The organism is Corynebacterium sp. HMSC036E10, assembly GCF_001836265.1.
GTDB classification, from domain to species: domain Bacteria; phylum Actinomycetota; class Actinomycetes; order Mycobacteriales; family Mycobacteriaceae; genus Corynebacterium; species Corynebacterium coyleae.
The window spans coordinates 57,614-76,427 of the sequence record NZ_KV827981.1 but is presented as its reverse complement, the minus strand read 5'-3'; the positions used below and the strand labels follow the sequence as shown (position 1 = coordinate 76,427).

18 protein-coding genes are annotated in these 18,814 nt (G+C 65.8%); 6 read left to right on the top strand and 12 right to left on the bottom strand.

Annotation, left to right across the window (positions count from 1 at the left end; genetic code table 11):
* Positions 1–11 precede the first annotated feature (11 nt).
* Genes HMPREF2736_RS07210 through trmB form a run of 6 tightly spaced genes read right to left on the bottom strand, consistent with a single transcriptional unit; the run spans position 12 to position 6,197 of the window.
* Positions 12–365 carry a DUF3054 domain-containing protein gene (locus HMPREF2736_RS07210; RefSeq protein ID WP_246822101.1) on the bottom strand — a complete coding sequence of 118 codons (354 nt, stop codon included), beginning with the start codon at positions 363–365 and terminating at the stop codon, positions 12–14.
* Entirely contained in the window at positions 362–1,435 is a 1,074-nt protein-coding gene (locus tag HMPREF2736_RS07205; RefSeq protein ID WP_070829273.1) for an HNH endonuclease signature motif containing protein, read from the bottom strand. Before HMPREF2736_RS07205 ends, HMPREF2736_RS07210 begins: the two co-directional genes overlap by 4 nt.
* A gap of 58 nt (positions 1,436–1,493) precedes the next feature.
* Positions 1,494–2,462, bottom strand: coding sequence for a lysylphosphatidylglycerol synthase transmembrane domain-containing protein (locus tag HMPREF2736_RS07200; RefSeq protein WP_070829272.1), 969 nt, complete (start codon positions 2,460–2,462; stop codon positions 1,494–1,496).
* Positions 2,452–4,743: an MMPL family transporter gene (locus HMPREF2736_RS07195; protein WP_070829271.1), complete on the bottom strand. Its 2,292-nt coding sequence runs from the start codon at positions 4,741–4,743 to the stop codon at positions 2,452–2,454. The genes HMPREF2736_RS07200 and HMPREF2736_RS07195 overlap by 11 nt, the downstream gene beginning before the upstream one ends.
* Positions 4,744–4,752: 9 nt before the next feature.
* Positions 4,753–5,427: an NYN domain-containing protein gene (locus HMPREF2736_RS07190; RefSeq protein WP_070829270.1), complete on the bottom strand. Its 675-nt coding sequence runs from the start codon at positions 5,425–5,427 to the stop codon at positions 4,753–4,755.
* Positions 5,427–6,197, bottom strand: coding sequence for a tRNA (guanosine(46)-N7)-methyltransferase TrmB (gene trmB, locus HMPREF2736_RS07185; protein WP_070453243.1), 771 nt, complete (start codon positions 6,195–6,197; stop codon positions 5,427–5,429). The genes HMPREF2736_RS07190 and trmB overlap by 1 nt, the downstream gene beginning before the upstream one ends.
* Before the next feature lie 294 nt (positions 6,198–6,491).
* Between trmB and HMPREF2736_RS07180 the strand changes: the two genes are divergently transcribed.
* Both HMPREF2736_RS07180 and HMPREF2736_RS12225 read left to right on the top strand, forming a co-directional pair.
* A complete protein-coding gene (locus HMPREF2736_RS07180; RefSeq protein WP_070829269.1) occupies positions 6,492–8,315 on the top strand; it encodes a phosphoenolpyruvate carboxykinase (GTP) in 1,824 nt (607 codons plus the stop codon).
* A 118-nt stretch (positions 8,316–8,433) separates the two neighbouring features.
* Entirely contained in the window at positions 8,434–9,228 is a 795-nt protein-coding gene (locus tag HMPREF2736_RS12225; RefSeq protein WP_168167627.1) for an Abi family protein, read from the top strand.
* Here HMPREF2736_RS12225 and HMPREF2736_RS07170 read toward each other — a convergent pair.
* A complete protein-coding gene (locus HMPREF2736_RS07170) occupies positions 9,225–9,965 on the bottom strand; it encodes a class I SAM-dependent methyltransferase (RefSeq protein WP_070829267.1) in 741 nt (246 codons plus the stop codon). The two genes, HMPREF2736_RS12225 and HMPREF2736_RS07170, sit on opposite strands and share 4 nt — an antisense overlap.
* A 44-nt stretch (positions 9,966–10,009) precedes the next feature.
* Between HMPREF2736_RS07170 and HMPREF2736_RS07165 the strand changes: the two genes are divergently transcribed.
* The 3 genes from HMPREF2736_RS07165 to HMPREF2736_RS07155 are packed head-to-tail and all read left to right on the top strand — an operon-like array spanning position 10,010 to position 11,746.
* Entirely contained in the window at positions 10,010–10,300 is a 291-nt protein-coding gene (locus HMPREF2736_RS07165) for a type II toxin-antitoxin system Phd/YefM family antitoxin (protein WP_070453229.1), read from the top strand.
* 1 nt (position 10,301) lies between these two features.
* Positions 10,302–10,685 (top strand): type II toxin-antitoxin system VapC family toxin, encoded by a 384-nt coding sequence (locus HMPREF2736_RS07160; RefSeq protein WP_070423308.1) that lies wholly within the window; start codon positions 10,302–10,304, stop codon positions 10,683–10,685.
* Complete coding sequence (locus HMPREF2736_RS07155; protein WP_070829266.1) at positions 10,682–11,746, top strand: glycosyltransferase family 4 protein; 1,065 nt, start codon at positions 10,682–10,684, stop codon at positions 11,744–11,746. The genes HMPREF2736_RS07160 and HMPREF2736_RS07155 overlap by 4 nt, the downstream gene beginning before the upstream one ends.
* Here the strand turns inward: HMPREF2736_RS07155 and HMPREF2736_RS07150 are convergent.
* The 4 genes from HMPREF2736_RS07150 to HMPREF2736_RS07135 all read right to left on the bottom strand — a co-directional run bounded on the left by HMPREF2736_RS07150 (position 11,743) and on the right by HMPREF2736_RS07135 (position 14,885).
* Positions 11,743–12,195 carry a DIP1984 family protein gene (locus tag HMPREF2736_RS07150; protein ID WP_070829265.1) on the bottom strand — a complete coding sequence of 151 codons (453 nt, stop codon included), beginning with the start codon at positions 12,193–12,195 and terminating at the stop codon, positions 11,743–11,745. The two genes, HMPREF2736_RS07155 and HMPREF2736_RS07150, sit on opposite strands and share 4 nt — an antisense overlap.
* Before the next feature lie 340 nt (positions 12,196–12,535).
* Entirely contained in the window at positions 12,536–12,778 is a 243-nt protein-coding gene (locus HMPREF2736_RS07145; RefSeq protein WP_244268645.1) for a three-helix bundle dimerization domain-containing protein, read from the bottom strand.
* Positions 12,779–12,883: 105 nt separating this feature from the next.
* The gene (locus HMPREF2736_RS07140) at positions 12,884–14,254 is read right to left on the bottom strand and encodes an MmpA family trehalose lipid delivery protein (RefSeq protein WP_070829264.1); all 1,371 of its coding nucleotides are present in this window, start codon (positions 14,252–14,254) and stop codon (positions 12,884–12,886) included.
* Positions 14,238–14,885, bottom strand: a complete 648-nt coding sequence (locus HMPREF2736_RS07135) for a porin PorA family protein (RefSeq protein WP_070829263.1) — start codon at positions 14,883–14,885, stop codon at positions 14,238–14,240. The genes HMPREF2736_RS07140 and HMPREF2736_RS07135 overlap by 17 nt, the downstream gene beginning before the upstream one ends.
* 37 nt (positions 14,886–14,922) lie before the next feature.
* On the opposite strand from HMPREF2736_RS07135, the gene HMPREF2736_RS11975 reads away from it, so the two are divergent.
* Positions 14,923–15,978, top strand: a complete 1,056-nt coding sequence (locus HMPREF2736_RS11975) for an acyltransferase family protein (RefSeq protein ID WP_246822100.1) — start codon at positions 14,923–14,925, stop codon at positions 15,976–15,978.
* Here the strand turns inward: HMPREF2736_RS11975 and HMPREF2736_RS07130 are convergent.
* The gene (locus HMPREF2736_RS07130) at positions 15,885–18,809 is read right to left on the bottom strand and encodes an alpha-(1->3)-arabinofuranosyltransferase domain-containing protein (RefSeq protein ID WP_070829262.1); all 2,925 of its coding nucleotides are present in this window, start codon (positions 18,807–18,809) and stop codon (positions 15,885–15,887) included. The genes HMPREF2736_RS11975 and HMPREF2736_RS07130 overlap by 94 nt on opposite strands.
* Between the last annotated feature and the right edge of the window lie 5 nt (positions 18,810–18,814).

Sequence of the window (18,814 nt, the reverse complement as noted above, 5' to 3'; positions counted from 1 at the left end):
GGCTCTAGCTTCTAGGCTTTCTTCGCCCAGAGTTTTGCGATTCCGCGCCAGCCGAGCATGAGCAGCGCGGACATGGTCGTCGCCACGATGATGAACGACCAGTGGGGGATCGAACCGTTGCGGATGCCCCAGATCACCAGGCCGGTGATCACGGTGACCGGCCAAATGATGCCGCCCTTGTTGTCGCGGGAGATCAGCCACCCCAGCGTTACACCGAGGGCGAACGGCCACAGGGTGGACAGCCAGCCGGTGAAGTTGAACGGCATGTCGTCGGACTGGTGGGCAGCGCGCGCGAGCAGCGCGAATACCGCGATGGCGACGTAGTCGGCCGCGATCGCGGTGGGGCGTGTGATTCGTTTCGTCATACTCGCAGATGGTAGCGCCCGAACAGCGCGTCCATGATTCCGCCGGGCCTAAACACCGGGTACCCGCGCGGCGAAACCCACACCGGCCGGCCCCGGATCCGTTCGATCCTTCCGCGCCGGTTGGTGTGGCGGGGGTCGTCGTGGTTGACCCGGTTGTGGTACCTGCACAGCGGCACCAGGTTGGCCAGGTTGGTCTGCCCGCCTTGCGACCACGCCGTGATGTGGTGGAACTCGCACATATCCGCCGCCACCCGACATCCGGGTACGGGGCACATCGGGGTGGCCATGCGGGCCAGGTCGCGCTGTTTCGCATTGGCCACGCGTTGCGTGCGATACAGGTTCACCGGCCCGGCCTCCGGGTGCACGAGCGCGACCTCGGTCGGAAACGTCTCGCCTAACAATGCCGCGACGTATTCGGCGCCGGTGATGGTGGTGCCGTCGGAAAGTGCGAGCAGGACGTCGTCGCCGTGGTCGGCGAGGATTGTCACGTGCTGGTCCGCCGGCACCGCCACGATCGGGCGCGGCGCCTGCACCTGCACCCCGCCACCCCCGGCGAGCATGTCGGCGAACCGGGCGAACATCTGCGGGCCCGCCGGCTTCGACGCGTCCAGCCCGGAGCGCAACTGCTGTTCCAGCGCAGCCAGTACGTGCTCGTCGCCGCAGCCGGAGAACTTCCGTTTGCCACCCCGCGAGGCGGAGAAGCGGAAGGCGTCTTCGGGCGTGTGGTCGTCGTCGGGAAGCAGTTCGCGCGCGGCCTTCTGTACCGCCCGGTAGTCGCCGCGCACCTCGAGCAGCGCCAGCCGCGGCGCCCAACGCTCGTTGACTGGCAGGCGCTTCAGGCGGCGCTCGATGGCCACCAACTGGTGCAGCGAGAACCCCCGCGCCCGCTCCAGCGCCACGGCCTGTTTGCGGGTGTAGGCGGTTCGGCCGAAGTACACCTCGCGCAGCCCCGCCCACGCGGACACCTGCGCCGGGTCGAGGCCTGCCTGGAGGGCGTACTGCTCGTCGAAACCGGCGAGCGCATCAACGGCGCTGGCCAGCGTGTCCACGAGAGCAGTAAATGAAGTCATGCATTTCAACCTAAAGCGCCGGCCAAACTTGCGCAACGGCCCTGTGGATAACTCGAGATTATGCCGTTGGTTTATCCACACGCCCCAGGTAGACGGCGGAATAGACGATCCAGCCGATGGCGGTCACGAGCGCAAACGAGATGGCGCGGTAGATGACGGTGGCTGCGGTGGCGTCGGCAAGCGAAAGGCCTCCGGCGACGAGCATGCCCACCGCAACGGGCTCCACCGTGCCCAAGCCGCCGGGCGTGACCTGGGCGGATCCCGCGAGTTTGGTCATGATGAACGCCAAGCAAATCCCCGACAGCGAAATACTTGACGACGACCCCACCGCCCACACCGCACACACCATCGTCGCAAGGTCCAGCAGCCGGTTACACAGCGACAACCCGGCCGCACCCGCGAAGGCGGGGGCGGAGATACGGATGGCGGCAACCTGGTCGATCACCGCCACGGCGCGCTCGTGCACGCGCGAGGGCAGGAAGCGCACCCAGCGTTTGAGCACCGCAGGGTTGAGCGTCGCCCAGAACACTGCGGCGATGGTCAGCGCGGCCGCCACCAGCGACAGCACGAGCGACGTCACCGACAGGTCGGCACCCAGCAGCACCACGGCGACGATGCCGATGAGCACCAGCCACACCGTGGACAGCGCACCGGAGACCACGAAGAACCACCCGCACAGGCCCCTCGACGCACCCCACGAGCGCTGCACCCGGTACGTCAGCCACGCCGACAACGCCGGACCGCCGGGCACGGTGGTGGACCACGCGTTGGAGGCGAACACGATCGCGTTGGTGCCCGCCACCCCCGTGATGCGCCCTTCGACGTTGAGCAGGATCTGCATCACCCCGGCCATCGCCACCAGCGCCAGCAAGGCGGTGACCACCGTGCCCAACAGCGGCGGCGGCGAAGCAGACCGGACGGCGCGCCAGGCGTCGCCGAAGAACGGTATCTGGTCGCGGAGTACTACCAGCACCACCACAACCAGAACGACCGGGGCGAGCCAGCGCAGCCAGGTCCTAGCGTTCAAGTTCTTTCTTCTTCAGCTGCTCGAGGGCGCGGCGCTGCTCGATGTCGCGCATGAGTTCGCTAAACGGCACCAGCGTCGCGTCCTCTTCGACGGAGACGCCGGCGCGGCCGGGCAGGGTGTCAACGACCATGTGCTCGATGGGGGTTTCGGTGGGTGGTGTCGTCGATACGCCAGAGCCCTCGCCGAGCGCACCCGCGGCACGTTTGACCCAGCGCGGCGTCCACCAGTTGTCCTCGCGCAGCAGGTGCATGACACCCGGCACGAGCAGGAGGCGGATGATTGTCGCGTCGAGGGCGAGCGAGAAGATCATGCCGTAGGCGATGTACTTCATCATCACAATGTCCGACAGGGCGAACGCGGCGGCGACCACGATCATGATGGCGGCCGCAGCGGTGATGATGCCACCGGTATGGGCGGTGCCGTCCTTGATGGCGTCGTCGGTACGTGCACCGTCCTGGCGTGCCTCCACCATGCGGGAGACCAGGAACACTTCGTAGTCGGTGGATAGGCCGTAGAGGATGGCGACGATGAGCACCAGGATCGGGCTCATCAGCGGACCCGGCGTGAAGTTGAGCAGCCCGGCGCCGAGCCCGTCGACGAACACGGCGGTGAGGAAGCCGAGGGTGGCGCCGATGCCGAGGATGTTCATGATCACGGCCTTTGCTGGCAGGATCAGCGACCCGAACACGAGCGCCATGAGCAGGAACGTCGCGAGCACCATGTAAACGCCCATCCACGGCAGGCGCTCCAGCAGCGCTTCGATGGATTCGACTTCCATGGCGGGGGTGCCGCCGACGTAGGTGGTTACGCCCTCCGGCACGTCAATCTGACGCAATTGCTTGACGACGTCCGCCCCACCGTCCCTGTTCTCCAACGGCGCCGACAGCACCGTGATGTCGCCTTCGGTGGGGTAGTCGGGCTTGAGCGGGCGGGTGAAGCCGTCGATCTCGCGGGTCTGCATGACGATCTGGCCGAGCTGCGCGTTGTCGGCGCCCTGGACCACGAGTTTCACCGGGTCGGTGCGGAAGGCGGGGAACTCTTCGTTGAACTCGTCCTGCGCTTGGCGGGTGACCTGGTTGGGCGGCAGGTAGGTTTCGTTGATGCCGCCGAACGCGATGCCGACAATCGGCACGGTTAGGGCGATGAGTAGCGCCGCCACCCCGACGACAACGGGGCGGGCGTGGCGCATCGCCCAGGCGGGGATCTTGTACCAGACCGTATCTTCCATGCTGCGCTCTTTGCGACGACGCACGGACAACAGGTCGATCCTGGGCCCCAGCATGCTAAATAGCGCCGGCAGCACCGCCACCGAAATCACCGCGGCGAGCACCACCGCGCTGATCGCGCCGTAGGCCACCGATTTGAGGAAGGCCTGCGGGAACATAAGCAGGCCGGACAGCGCGACGCCGACCATGAGGGCGGAGAAGAACACCGTCTTGCCGGCCGTGTTGGTGGTCACGGCGACGGCCTCTTCGGTGTCCAGGCCGCGGTCGAGTTCCTCGCGGAAGCGCGACACCATGAACAGCCCGTAGTCGATGGCCAGGCCCAGGCCGAGCAGCGTAATGATCGACTGGGAGAAAATATTGACCTGCTGGAACTGCGCCAGCACCGCCAACAGTGACAGGGAGCCGATGATGGACAGGATGCCCACGATCAACGGCATCGCAGCGGCCACCACGCCGCCGAACACAAACAGCAGGATGATGGCAACGAACACCAGGCCGATCTTTTCGGCACGTGCGATGTCGTCGGCCATGCCGGTGTCCAACGCGTCGGCCACGGCGGTGGCGCCGGCGATCTGGGCGGTGCCGCCAGGGACCTCCAGCGCCTCGAGCGCGGGCTGGATGGTGCGGAAGTCCTTCAGCGTCTGCTCGCCGTCGCCCTTCAGCCCGATCGCGGCGAACGCCTTGGTGTGATCGGCGTTGACCAGTTGCGGGTTGGGACGCTCGAAGTAACTGGTGATGTGCGCGATCTGGTTAGGGTGCTGCGCCTTGAGCTCCCCCAACTGCGCATTCACCTTATCGACGACCTCCGGCCTGTCCACCCCATCCGGCGCCGTCACCAGCAGGATCACATCGCCGGAGTTGTCGCGGCCGAACGTGTCGTATTCGATCTGCGCCGCCGTCGTCGAATCCGCGCCCGGGTCTTCCCAGCCTTCTTGGGAGAGGCGGTCGGCGAGTTTGGATCCGAACAGCACTTGCATCAGCAGGATCAGCGCGATGACGATGACCGGGATGATGCGGCGGTGGCGGTAGGCGAAGTGGCCCCACTTGTAAAACACGGCGGGCTCCTAGTCTTTCGGGTTGTGCAAAAGCGCCTTGAGCGGGCGGAACGGCTGCAGCCAGGCGCCTTCCTCCGGCAGTTTGTCCAGGTGGACGCGCGGTAGCGGGTTTTGGAACACGCCCGGGATGTCTTCGAGGTCCACGAAGGTGACGTCGGGGGAGTTCACGGCCCAGGAGGCGTGTTCGTGGAAGCCGAGGACGGTGACGGGGATGTTGTCGTCGATAAGTTCTTGCAGGAGTTCTTGGAAGTTCTGCCCGTCTGCGGATGCGACGACAACGCCTTGGAGCACGCCTTCTTCTCGACGACGCTCTATGTGGTCGATCATGTCACCGTCCACATCCGAGTCTTCCTCGCTCTTCGGCTTAGCAAAGACGGCGAAACCGACGTTGCGCAGCGCCTCCACCCACGGGCGGATCGAGTCTGCGCCGGCGGGGGAGACGTTGGTGAACACGGTGGCTTCCGGCTCGACGTCGTAGCCGAGTTCGTCGGAGCGGTCGGCGGCGAGGTCGATGAGCCAGCGGCCGATGGCGTCGAAACGCGGACGGTGCGCCGCAGTCGGGCGGCCACCCAGGATCGCGCCGAGGCCCATGTCCAGGTTCGGGGCGTCCCACACCAGCAGGTAGCTCTCCGGCCCGGCCGGCGCGCCCGGGGTGTAGGGGTGGGTCATTGCCTGCAGGTCCATTACTTCTTCTCCCACAGGTACTCGCGGATCACGTGATCCTTGTCCAGACCCTTGCCTTCGAACTTGGTGATCACCTGGCGGTCCGTCAGCATCGGCGCCTCGTCCCACGGCCAGCCCTTGTACTCCAGCATGGGCTCCACATTGACTAGTTCGTCGATCCACTCGGCGTAACCCGCGTGGTCGGTGGCCACGTGCAGCACGCCGCCCGGCTTCAGACGCGTAGCGATGAGGTTGAGGGTGCCGGACTGGATGATGCGGCGCTTGTGGTGGCGCGCCTTCGGCCACGGGTCCGGGAAGAAGATGCGCACACCGTCGAGGGATTCCTCGCCGAACATGCGGGCCAGGACCTCCACGCCGTCGCCGCGCACCATGCGAATGTTATCGATGTCGCCGCGCACCACCGCGCCCAGCAACTTCGCCAGACCCGGCTTGTACAGCTCCACGGCAACCACGTTGGTGTCCGCCTCCAGCGGAGCCATCGCCGCGGTGGACGTGCCGGTGCCGGAGCCGATCTCCACGATGGTGGGGTGGCCGGTGCGGCCAAACCAGTCGTCGATATCAATGCGCTCGTCCGACCCCTCCGCCAGCACCTTGCCCAGGCGCGGCCAATGCTCGTTGAACAGAGCCTCCTGGTTATCGGTCAGCGTGCCGCGACGAAACGTCACGGACCCCAAACGCGGGTAATCCAGGCCGGTTTCAAAATCAGTTTGCAATGGGCGGCCAGCGGGCAACTCGCCCGTGCCCGACCGCGTGTTTTCAGAATTATTCATCGTGTTTATTGTCCATATGAACAGGTCAAACGCAAGTGTCCCGGCGAGGGGTGAGGGGCCGGGTTGTCACCCCCGTGTCGTCGATACGCATGCACCCCTGTCGGGGGTAGCGCGTTACCCCCGCCCAAAGTATTATGAGTGCTCGGGCGTACTGGTTATATCCACTATGCTGTGGAAGTGCCCAAGGTTTGGCTTGAAGAACACACATTTCGATACTCTTGGGACAAAACGCAACGATTATTGGGGTTGCCGTGCGCCACGCACTGGCAATAACCAGTTACACAAGGAGTGCACATGACCGCCGAAGTCAAGCGACTGGAGGGCCAAGCGCCCACCGACAACGAACACCTCATCGACTGGATTAACGAAGCCGTCGACCTGTTCGAGCCGGAGAAGGTGGTCTTCGCAGACGGCTCCGACGAGGAATGGAACCGCCTGGCCGACGAACTCGTCACCGCCGGCACGCTCATCAAACTCAATGAGGAAAAGCGCCCCAACTCCTACTTGGCGCGCTCCAACCCCTCCGACGTCGCCCGCGTCGAGTCCCGCACCTTCATCGCCACCGAAAACGAAGAAGATGCCGGCCCGACCAACAACTGGATGAAGCCCGAAGCGCTCAAGGAAGAAATGCTCGAGCACTTCGCCGGATCCATGCGTGGCCGCACCATGTACGTTGTCCCGTTCTGCATGGGCCCGATCTCCGACCCGGACCCGAAGCTCGGCGTGCAGCTCACCGACTCCGCTTACGTGGTTATGTCCATGCGCATCATGACCCGCATGGGCACCCAGGCGCTGGACAAGATCCAGGGTGACAACTTCGTCCACTGCCTCCACTCCGTCGGCGCCCCGCTCGAGCCGGGTCAGGAAGACGTGGCGTGGCCGTGCAACGACACGAAGTACATTTCCCAGTTCCCAGAGACCAAGGAAATCTGGTCCTACGGCTCCGGCTACGGCGGCAACGCCATCCTGGCCAAGAAGTGCTACGCCCTGCGCATCGCCTCTGTGATGGGGAAGGAAGAGGGCTGGATGGCTGAGCACATGCTTATCCTGAAGCTCACCAACCCGGAGGGTAAGAAGTACCACGTTGCCGCTGCATTCCCGTCCGCTTGCGGCAAGACCAACCTGGCCATGCTCACCCCGACCCTGCCGGGCTGGGAGGCAGAGGTTGTTGGCGACGACATTGCGTGGATGAAGCTGCGCGAAGACGGCCTATACGCCGTCAACCCGGAGAACGGTTTCTTCGGCGTCGCGCCGGGCACCAACTACGCCTCTAACCCGATCGCCATGAAGAGCATGGAGCCGGGCAATGTGCTGTTCACCAACGTTGCTCTTACCGACGACGGCGACGTCTGGTGGGAAGGCATGGACGGCGAAAAGCCGGCGCACCTGATCGACTGGCGCGGCGAGGACTGGAACCCGGACTCCACCAGCAAGGCCGCCCACCCGAACTCCCGCTACTGCGTGGCCATCGAGCAGTGCCCGACCGCAGCGCCGGAGTTCGAGGACTGGCAGGGTGTGAAGATCGATGCCATCCTCTTCGGTGGCCGCCGCCCCGACACCGTCCCGCTGGTCACCCAGGCGCACGACTGGGAGCATGGCACCATGATCGGCGCGATGCTCTCCTCCGGCCAGACCGCAGCCTCTGCCGAGGCGAACGTCGGCTCCCTGCGCCACGACCCGATGGCAATGCTGCCGTTCATGGGCTACAACGTGGGCGACTACTTCCAGCACTGGCTCGACATGGGTAAGAAGGGCGGCGACCGCATGCCGTCGATCTTCCTGGTCAACTGGTTCCGCCGCGGCGAAGACGGCCGCTTCCTGTGGCCGGGCTTCGGCGAGAACTCCCGTGTGCTCAAGTGGGTCATCGACCGCATTGAGGGCAACGTCGAGGCCGAAGAGTCCGTCGTTGGCTACACCGCCCGCGCCGAGGACCTGGACCTCGACGGCCTGGACACCCCGATCGAGGACGTCCGCGAGGCACTCACCGCCGATCCGGAGCTGTGGAAGGAAGACGTCGCGGATTCCCGCCGTTACCTCGAGAGCCTCGGCTCCCGCATTCCGGAGGAGATCTTCGACCAGTTGAAGAAGCTCGACGAGCGCATCCACGCCGCGAAGTAACCCCTTGCCCGCCCACGGGGTGATGCTGTAACATCGCCCGTGGAAAACTTCAGACAAGATCTGTTGTTAATTTTGCAGGATGCCCGCCGCGAGGCGGGCATTTTGTTATGCTCACGGCATGGTGGGTGAAATGCTTGGGGGATTGAGTGACGCTCGTGTTCGGTCATATCGCATGGTTATCGTGGGGGAGACTGGGAGAAGCGCAGACAGCATCTCTGATCGCTCAGTTCAATCCTTGTATCTGTGGCAAAGTGCAATTGCTTCGGCTTGGTATGAGGCGCTTTCGGTCTTCGAGCCTGTGCTGAGAAATCGTATTGACGCATCTTTAAGGTCGTGGAACCAAGCGCAAAGCAGTACTGAAGATTGGTTTGAGAACCCGGCTCGTCCACTTAGAAAAGTAGTGGAGCGCATGGCAACGGACGCACGGAATGCAGCGGAACGTAGCGCTCGGCGCAGACCTCGGAATCATCCCCGATTTAAGGCTCCGGTGACATTGGATGACAGGGTTTCGCAGCTCTCGTTTGGGAATCTAAGTGCTCTTTTCCCGTTGCATCCGCCGGCCAATCGTGCGGATTTCGCGACAGGATTTTCAGCAAAAGAGAATCTTTGGATTCATGCACTGGTGAGTGGTTTCCCAGGGTTGACATCGAAGCTTGTTGAAAGGCACCGCTCGAGCATTTCACCTCCAGTTCCCGCCCAAGTTGAGGATGGGTATGCGGTGGCGGTTGCTTTAGAACAGTTGCGTCGGCTCCGGAACCGTGTAAGCCACCAGGAACAGATTCTTAACGTTGACCACCAGGAACGGTTGGCGGACATGTATGCCTTGGCGCATGCAATGTCTCCCCAAACACTCGGTGTGATGAAGAAGATGGATCGAATACAGCGCACTCTGCTGTTGAGGCCCCAGTATTAGCCGCGCAGGACGAGGACGAGGTTTGAGACGGCGAACTCGCGCAGCACCGGCACGCGGGTGACCCACCACGCCCACGCTGGGTGGTAGCGGGGGAAGGCGGCGGCGAGGCGTCCGGTGGCTTCGGCCCATTCGAGGCCTTCGCGTGCGGAGACGGAGAAGAGTGTTTCGCCGAAGCGGTTCTTCGGTTCGTGCCCGTGCACTTTTGCGTATCGACGACGCGCCCACCGACCTCCCACATAATGCTGCCAAAGCCCCGTTTCGTGCCCGCCGAATGGCCCGAGCCACACCGTGTAGCTGAGCACCACAAGCCCGCCGGGTTTGGCTACGCGTAGCATTTCTTCGCCCATGGTCTGCCAGTTCGGGATGTGCTCGGCGACGTTGGAGGAGTACACGACGTCGAAGGAGTCGTCGGCAAATGGCAGGGCTGCGCCGTCGCCGCGTACGGAGCCAAACCCGGACAGGCCGGCGGCGGACAGCTCGGACACGCTGGGCTCTAGACCGACGTAGAAGCAGTCTGCGAATGCTTCGGCGAAGTAGCCGGGTCCCCCGCCGACGTCGAGGACGGATTGGTTGGTGATGGGAGGTAGGGAAAGGTCGTTGGCGAGGGCGTCGATAAGCATGCGCGTATCGCGCGCGAGGGAGGAGTAGAACACGCGCGGGCGGAACTGCTCGTAGGGGAACGAGCGCAGCAGCCGCAGTGAGCGGCGGAGCGTGGCCATCCGGCGGGTGTGGTGCATTCGCGCAATGTTAGCACTGTAGCAACCGTGCTACGCTCCGGCGTATGGCACATCCGGAATGGGACGAATCGCTGGTGGAGCGCAGGATCTCCCAGCGCGAGCTGCGCAATGATTCGGCGAAGATCCTGCGTGAGGTGCGTGCAGGGCGCAGTTTCGTGGTGACGAACAACGGCGAGCCGGTCGGGCGCCTGATGCCTCTCGACGACCCGCAGCCACGCCTGGCCATTACCCGTCCGGCGACCCGGGTGGGTGGTTGGCTCGACCTTCCGGTACCGCAGGTGGAGGGCGAGTCGCTGGCGGATGCGCTCGACGATATGCGCGCGGACAGGTACTGACATGCGCAGGGTGTACGCCGACACGTCGGCGATGGGCTGTCTGCTCAAGTTGGAGCCGCACACGCACGCGATGCGGCTGTGGCTCGAGGCAGGCGAATACGAGGTGGTGTCGTCGGACTTGTTGGAGATTGAGCTGCGGCGCTTGGCGGTGCGCCTCGGCCGGCCGCAGGGGGAGGCCACGATGATCTTGCGGGGAATTTCGATCGCGGAACTTGGCCGAGGGACGCTGCGGGCTGCGAGTATGTTGCCGATGCCGTATTTGCGTACGTTGGATGCGATTCACTTACAGGCTGCGTTGGATGTGGAGGCGGATGCGGTGTTGACGTACGACGACAGGCTCGCCGAGGCCGCCCGTGAAGTTGGGCTCGAGGTCATTGCGCCGTGAAGGTGTTGTTGTTGTGTTGGCGCGACTCCACCCACCCGCAGGGCGGCGGCTCGGAGCGCTATCTGGAGCGCGTTGGGGAGTACTTGGCGGCCCAGGGCCACGAGGTGGTGTATCGGACGGCGAAGCATACGGATGCGCCGCGGCGGTCACGCCGAAACGGGGTGCGCTACGAGCGTGCCGGCGGGAAGTTCAGTGTGTACCTGGCGGCGCCGTTGTCTATCTGGCGCAACCGGCCGGATGTGGTGGTGGATACGCAGAACGGCATTCCGTTTTTCGCCCGCTTGTTTACGCGCAGGCCGGTGGTGTTGCTGACGCATCATTGTCATAAGGAGCAGTGGCCGGTGGCGGGTCCGGTCATTGGCCGGTTGGGGTGGTTTTTGGAGTCGAAGGTGGCGCCGCGGGTGTATCGGGGGGCGCGGTATGTGACGGTGTCGGAGGCGTCGAGAAGCGATTTGGTGGCGCTTGGCGTGCGCGAGGGTGACATCGAGATCGTGGAGAATGGCGTGGATCCGGTGCCTGCGCATGTGCCCTCGCTTTACGACGACCACCGCACCCACCTGCTCACCCTCTCTCGGCTGGTGCCGCACAAGCGGATCGAGGAGGCGATCGACGCGGCGGCGCGCATCCCGGGCGCGGTGCTGGATGTGGTCGGTTCGGGCTGGTGGGAAGACGAGCTGCGGGCCTACGCGCAGGGGCGTGGCGACGTGGTGTTCCACGGGCATGTGTCTGAGCCGTACAAGCACGCGTTGCTGGAGCGCGCGGACGTGCATCTGTTGCCGTCGCGGAAGGAAGGCTGGGGTATTGCGGTGATTGAGGCCGCGCAGCATGGTGTGCCCACGGTGGCGTACGCGTCGGCGGGTGGGGTGGCGGATTCGATCCGCGACGGCGAAACCGGCCGGCTCGTCCAGGATGGGGACGACTTCGCCGAGGCAACCCGAGAAACACTTGAGCGCCGCGCCGAGCTGGCGGGCAATGCCAGGCGGTGGGCGCAGCGCTTTTCGTGGGAGGAGACCGGCCGTAGGTTCGCGGCCGTGCTCGCGGGAGTTACTGGCAGAACTTAGATGAGCTGGGTGGTCCAGTTCAGCTGTTGGATCTTGGTGTCCAGTTCGCGGTAGGCCTTGGAGGCGTTGTCGGCCATCTCGCGGAGCGATTTCACGTCGATGGTGGGCACGAAGCGCACCTCGGAGCGGGAGTAGCGGGCGTTGGTCATGGTGCCGGCGTCGGCAACTGCGGCGTAGAGGCGGCGGGAGCGCAGGAGGGCGTCGCGGCGCGCGATGGCGTCGGTAAGCGTGGCGCCTTCGAAGGCGGTCTGCGCGTTGGTGTGGTTGATGCGGCGCACTAGCGTCTCAATCTCTTGGAGCAGCCCGGCGGCTTCTTTGAGCAGTTCGGCGGGGTCCTCGACGGGCGTGTCGCCTTCTTGGATCATCGCGCCCTGGACGAGGCGTTCCTGCAGTTTGTTCAGGCGGTCTTGCGCCTCGGCGCGGCGTGCGAGTGCTTCTGCGAGCAGCATGGGTGCCTCCTTGAAAGTTCTGTCCCCGTTCCCAACCCTCACGAAAGTGTCCGGGTCACCCCCAACGTCGCGGTAGTAAATGGTGCTCGGTGCAACCCTGTGGTGGGGGTTGTGCCCGTGTGCGTCGTGCAGGCCGCATGCGTTGTGCGTGTGAGCGGAATCGAACCGCTTCAGCCTTGATACGGCCACAAGGCGCCGGTGTGTGCTCCCTTTTCCCCGGGCGCGTGGGGTTGACGTTCGCTGGGTGCCGGTGTGCTTTCGCTACCGACAGTGTTAGGTGTCGAACATAGCAAAATGCCCAACCGCTGCAAAGGGGTTGGGCGTTGGGGTTTGCTGTGAGTTATGCGGCGGCCTGTGGGAAGAGTTCGCCGTCGCGGAGTCGGTCGCGCATTTCTGCTTCGACGAGGACGGGGATGAAGTCTTCGACGGTTGCGGTGCGCTTGTGTGCGCGGACGACGGCGTCGAAGGCGTCGTTGATCTCGAGTGCGTCGTACTGTCCGGCGAACTCGACGAGCAGGTCCTCGCGGATGTTACGCAGGGCGCGCTCGCGGATGATGCTGAAATCGATGTTGTTGTTGGCCACGGCTATACCTCCTTGATTCTGCGGTGCGTAACCTTTTGTTCATCTGGAGTTCACTTTAACCGCACAACACAATTCATGCAAGCTTTCAATCATGGGAGGTTCCAACTATCGGTTGCGGCGCAGCGTTGCTGGCACCGCGAGCCACAGCGCGAACAGTGCGATCCCCGCAGGTGGCAGCGGGTTCGCGGGCGCTTGCGTATCGACGACCCGCCCATCCGAATGCACAACCACCCCGATACCCATCTCGTGCAGCGCATCGGTGTCGTCGATGGCCGCTTGGGCCGCGATCCAGCGCGGTGACGGAGGGTCTACGACGACGCCGTCGACGGTAAGCGCGCCGGATTCGACCACGTTCATGGCTTTGGGGGCGGGGTCGACGGTGGGGTGGTCGTCGATAAGCATCAGCGTCGGGCGGGATTCAAAGAGGACGTCGCGGCCGTGGTGGTTGATGGCGGGGACCTCGACGGTGGTGGGGGTGAGCGCGACGACGGCGACGGGCGCGTCGGGGACCTGCAGGAGCGCGAAGGTGAGACCGGCGAGGGCGCGGCGGGCGCTTAATGCGCCGGCGGCGGCGACGAAGGCGGGGATGGTGAGGATGAGCCACTTTTGGCCGTCGCGAAGCAGGCCGGCCCCGGGGACGTGCGTGACCACCGGCCCCAGCAGGCCCGCCCAGGATGCGAGCGCGATGCAGAAGCCGATCCCGGCGAGCACGAGGAGGCGGCGGGGTACCTCGCGCCACGCCAGCACAAGCAGCACGAACAGGGCGATGCCGAACAGGGCGAAGCCGGCCTCGCGGGAGGCGGGCACGGCGTGGGCGTTCCAGATCCCGCCAAGGCCCAGCATCGCGCCGAGGGTGCCAGTGTGCCCTTCGGCGCGCGGGGCGAATACCTCCGCGGAGAGAGCCGAGGAGGTGCCGCCCGTCCCGGCGAAGATGCCGGCGACCACCCAGGGAGCACAGGTCAGCACGGTGGTCAGGGGGCTGCGGGCCACGCACGCGGCGGCGATCGCACCGGTCGGTGTCAGTGACGCCAACCAGTGCGCAAGCCCCGACAGTGGGTGCACGCCCAGCGCCACCAGTGGCAGCAGCCAGGCCGCGGCGGCGAGCGACCACTGGCCCTGCAGCAGCCGTTCCACGACGAACGGGTTCCACACCGCTACCGTCATCGCCGCCGCTTGGCCGAGCGGGGTGTGGCCGAGTTTCCACCCCGACCACGCGGCGGCAGCGGCGGCGGAAACCATAACCACGCGCAGGAACAGCACCGGGTAGGGCAGGATGCCCAGCAACGCGTCTTGGGGGACGTTGCGGGCGGGCAGGTCACCCCACCCCAACGACGCGCGGGTCAGCGACATCGAGTCGAAGACCATCATGTCCCGCAGCGCGAATGCCTCCCCCGGGACCAGAAACGGCCAGGTCAGCGCCAGAACCAAAAGGGCGCCGTAAAAAAGCGCCCACCACCTGCTAGCGGCGGCGCGCATAGGCCACCAGGCCAACGATGAACGCTGCGGCCGCGATGAACCGGGTCAGCACCGCCATGACTTGCAGGCCGCGCAGCCAGGCCACGTCGCGGCGCGCGGCGTCGACTGCGGCGGCCTTGGTCTCCTCCGCAAGCACCCACTGCTCAGGCGGACAATCCCAGACCTCATCCAGGATGCGCCCGGTGCGGCGCTCGACGTCGACGGTGCGCACGCAATCGTTGGACAGGGCAGCGGTGTACTTATAGGTCTGGATGCCACGCACGTTGCCGGGGCCGACATAATCCATCGGCACGTCTTGGCCGGAGGTGGTGTCGAACAGTGGGTAGGTGCGCCGTTCCGGCTGGTAGGGCAGCAGCGGGCCGAGCCCGGCGCGGCCTTTGGCGGGGAAGGTCGTGGAGGGGTCGATAAGAAAACTGTCTACGACATCGCCGTCGATGGCCACCTCGGCCAGCAAGGATTTGGGCTGTTTGGTCAGGGTGACGGTGCGGGAGCGGGCGTCGTCGAAAAGCATGATGCTCTCGCCGGGCTGCAGGGTGCGCTGCTTTGCAATCAAGATGGGGGAGGCGATGTTGAGCGCGGCGCAGACGACAATGATGCCCAGGCAGATGGCTAATCGACGACGCAGGTTCACCCGCCTAACCCTACCGGGCGACTAGACTTTGCCCATCGTGAATCCAAGACCCGCTGTGTTGCCCGAGCTCGACGGCCTGCGCGCCGTGGCCGCGTACGGCATTGTGGCCACGCACGTCGCCTTTCAGACGGGGACTGGCTCGGCGGTGTTGGAGCGCTTTGACTACTTCGTGGCGGTGTTCTTTGCGCTGTCGGCGTTTTTGCTGGCGCGCGGTGGGATGCGGCCGGGCTACTACTCGCGGCGTGTTGCTCGCCTGGTGCCGGCGTATGTGGTGTGCGTGGCGGTGGTGCTGCTTGCGCTGCCGCCGCTCGCGGGGGTCAGCGCAACGCAGGTGGTGGCGAATGTGCTGTTGGTGCAGGTCTATGTGCCGCATGCGCTTATCGACGGCCTCACCCAAATGTGGTCCCTGTGCATCGAAGTCGCCTTCTACATCGTGTTGCCGCTGTACCTGCGGCTGGGCACCCGTGGGCGGCGCGTGGCGCTGGTGCTGGCCGCGGCGGTCGGGTTCGTGTGGCCGTGGGCAGTCTCGGGTATAGCGGACCCGGCGGTGCTGAACCTGCAGATCTGGCCGCCGTCCTACGCGCTGTGGTTCGGGGTCGGGTTGGTGCTCGCCGAGCTGGAGCGCGCCGGGGTGCGCTACGCAGGACCCCGCTGGCCGTTCGTGGTGTTGGCACTGCCGGTGGCGTGGGTGGCGGGCGTGATCGGCCCGCGCGGCCTGGAGCACCCGAGCCCGCTGGAATTTAACGTGCGGGTGGTACTCGGCGCGGTGTTCGCCGCCCTGCTCGTGGCGCCCTTTGCGCTGGGGCAGAGGTTTGAGGGGACGGTGTTGTCGTCGAAAAGTATGCGCACACTCGGCCACTGGTCCTACTCGGTGTTTTTGTGGCACATGGCGGTGCTGTACTTCGTGTTCCCCATACTCGGCGTGCCCATGTTTTCGGGGCACTTCTTGCTGATCTTTGCGACGACCACCCTGCTGAGCACCGCCGTTTCCTACATCTCTTACGAACTGGTGGAGGTACCCGGCGCGCGGCTGATCAGGCAGGCCACGGCGAAGCAGGCGGCGAGTATGAGGAAGGTCGACGAGCCGGCGTAGTTCGCCGCCGGCCAGGGCGCACGTGCAAGCACGAGCCCACACACGGTCATGGTGGCGGCGGCCAGGTGCGGCATCGGGATCACGGTGAAGCGGCGCACCAGCCACGCGAGTACGACGGCGGCCGCGCCGGGCAGGGGAGCGGCGGCGATGACAGCCAGGCCCGGCAGCCAGTTCGCGCCGGGCGGGGGCGTGAAGCGTTCGAAGCGGCGCCACGGCACCCACAGGCACCGGGCGGTGACCAGCAGGCTCAGCAGGGTGCCGGCGACGAGCGAGTACCGGTAGGCGCCGTCGCCGGTGAAGAACATTTCAAACTCGTCGGCGGACACGTCGGCGGGAATGCTGTCGGGGACGCGGAAGGCCTGAGCGTTGGCGTCGATACGCATTGGCTCCAGTGGGACGCCGCCGAGGGTGGCGCGCAGGCCTTCGTTGAACGCGCGGGTGGTCAGGATCATGCGCTCGCCGGTGTGGTTGGGCAGCGGCGCGCGCGAGAGCATCACGGTTTCGGCGCGGGTGACAATCTCATGCGTGCCGGCCTCGAGGAACACGCGGCCGACGTGGCGCTCGCCGTTGATCGTCGCGGGTTGAGAGAGCACCCACTCGCTGTCCACGGCGGTAGTGAAGCGGCGCTGGATGACATCGGTGTCGGGGAAGCGGCGCTGGAAGAAGTAGCGGTCGGCGGTGCCGGGGACCTCCACGATGCGACGGATGCCGGCGTCGAGTTCGCGGATGCCCACCGGTTCGGTCAGTTCCAGGCGGGTGGCGTCGCCGCGGGTCAGGCGGCGCGGCTGGTCCTTGACCAGGGTGACGTCGCGGCAATTGTCGTGCCCGTCGCAGAGTTGCACGGTGGTGTCCGCGGTGGAAGTGATGGTGACGTGCTCCTGCTGAGATTGAAATTCGATCCAGGCGTCGCGGTCGCCGGGCGCAGGCCACCAGGCTGTCTCATCCAAGCCGTCGAAGGCGGCGGTGATCGACTTCGCAGGGTCCGGCCCACCGAAAGCACCGGCGTCCGCGGCCGACGACGACGCGCGGGCGAAGCCGTCCATGCCCACCCCAACACGCGTGCCGGCGGACGGGTAGTCCTTCACGCGGTTGCGCACGGTGGTGTCCTCGGATTCGTCGGCAAGGTGGCCCGATTGCCCGTGGATGGTGCCGTAGTTGCGCACCGCCAGCGCCGGGGTATCCGTAACAATATCGGCGGGGGCGCTTGCGTCCCCGCTGGTCAGGCGCGCCGGGAAGTAGCCGAGTTCGCGCCACAACAGCGCGAGGACCTCGCCGCCGCCGTCGACGGCAATCGGCGCGCGGTCGGTGTCCATGATGTCCGCGTGTGGGTCCAGCAGGAAGATATCCACCTCCCCAAAGCTCGCGTCCGGCTCGCCCAGGTTCGGCGTGACGGGCTGGCGCTCCAGGTCGCGGCGCACCACCACCGCGCCCACGCCGATAGAGCGCAGCGCCTGCTGATCTGCGACCGCCACCTGCCCGTCTAGCCCACGAATCGCCTCCGGATCCACCAGCGGCACCGCATCGCGGAAGGCAAAGCGCGTGCTGGTCAGGGCCTGGATCGGCTCGTCGCGCGTCCACCCCCAATGCTGGCGCGCAAAGGACGAGGCAGGCACCACCAATGTGCGCGTGCCCGCAGCGTGCTCCTCCAACCACGAACCTGCCGCCACCCAGTCTTCGGAGACCTCCGACCAGGTGCCCTCCGGCAGCAGGCGCAACGACCAGGCGGGCGCGAGCGCCACCGCAGCCGCCACCGCCACCCCAACCGCCTGCGGGCGACGCACGTGCGAAGCCACAAACCCCACCCCGAGCACTAACGGAAGCCGGACCAGCGGGTCGAACTTGTGGAGATTGCGCAGCGGGGCGAGGGTGTCGTCGTAAAGCGGTGCAAGCATTGGCGAGGACCCCAGCACCACAAACCCCACCACAAACACCGCAACGAGCGGCCCGCGCCACGGCATGTCGCGGCGGGCCAGGCCGGCCAGGCCGAACGCGGCGATCAGGCAGGTGGCGATGATGAACACCGGCTCCGCAACCAACAGGTGGCCGGAGGCGCGCTCCGTGTCCACGAACGGGGTCCAGCTGGTGGTGCCGCGCAGGATCTCCACCGGGTTGAGCCACGCGGTGGTCACATGCGCGGACTCGATGAAGTCTGTAAACGGCGGCGAATACATGCCCAGCACCAGAAGCGGGCCGATCCACCACGCCGACACCAACACCGCACTCAGCGTGAAGCGTGCGGCCTCGCGGAAGCGGCGCAGCGCCACCAGCAGCACAAACGCCGGCAGGCACGCCGCGATGGTCGCCGTCGCGTTGACCGCACCCATGCACGCCACCGCCACCACAGCCGGCGCCACCTGGGGACGACGCTGCACCAGCGGCACCAACGTCCACGGCACCAACGCCACCGGCCAGGCCTCCGAAGAAATCGCCGTCAGCGTGGTCAAAATCCTTGGGCTCAACGCGTACAGCAACGCCGCGAGCACCGGCGGCCACGTACCCGTGATCCCGATGCGACGCGCCAGCACCAACGTGCCCGAATACGCCACACCCAGCAACAACGCCCACCACGCACGCTGCGTCAACCAGTCCGGCAACCACCCAAACAACCAGAAAAACGCGCCCTGCGGAAACAGGTACCCGTACGCCTGGTTTTGCACCTGGCCTAGCGGAAACTCATCCGTGTACGCCTGCGTCGCCCGCGCCAAAAACCGCGCCGGGTTGGCAACGAGATCAAACTTGGTGTCGGCCGCGACCTGTCCCGGCGGCTGCGCCAGCGCAAGCAGGGTCAGGACCAGCCACCCAAGAACATGGGCGCTTCTCGACGACCCCACCCAGC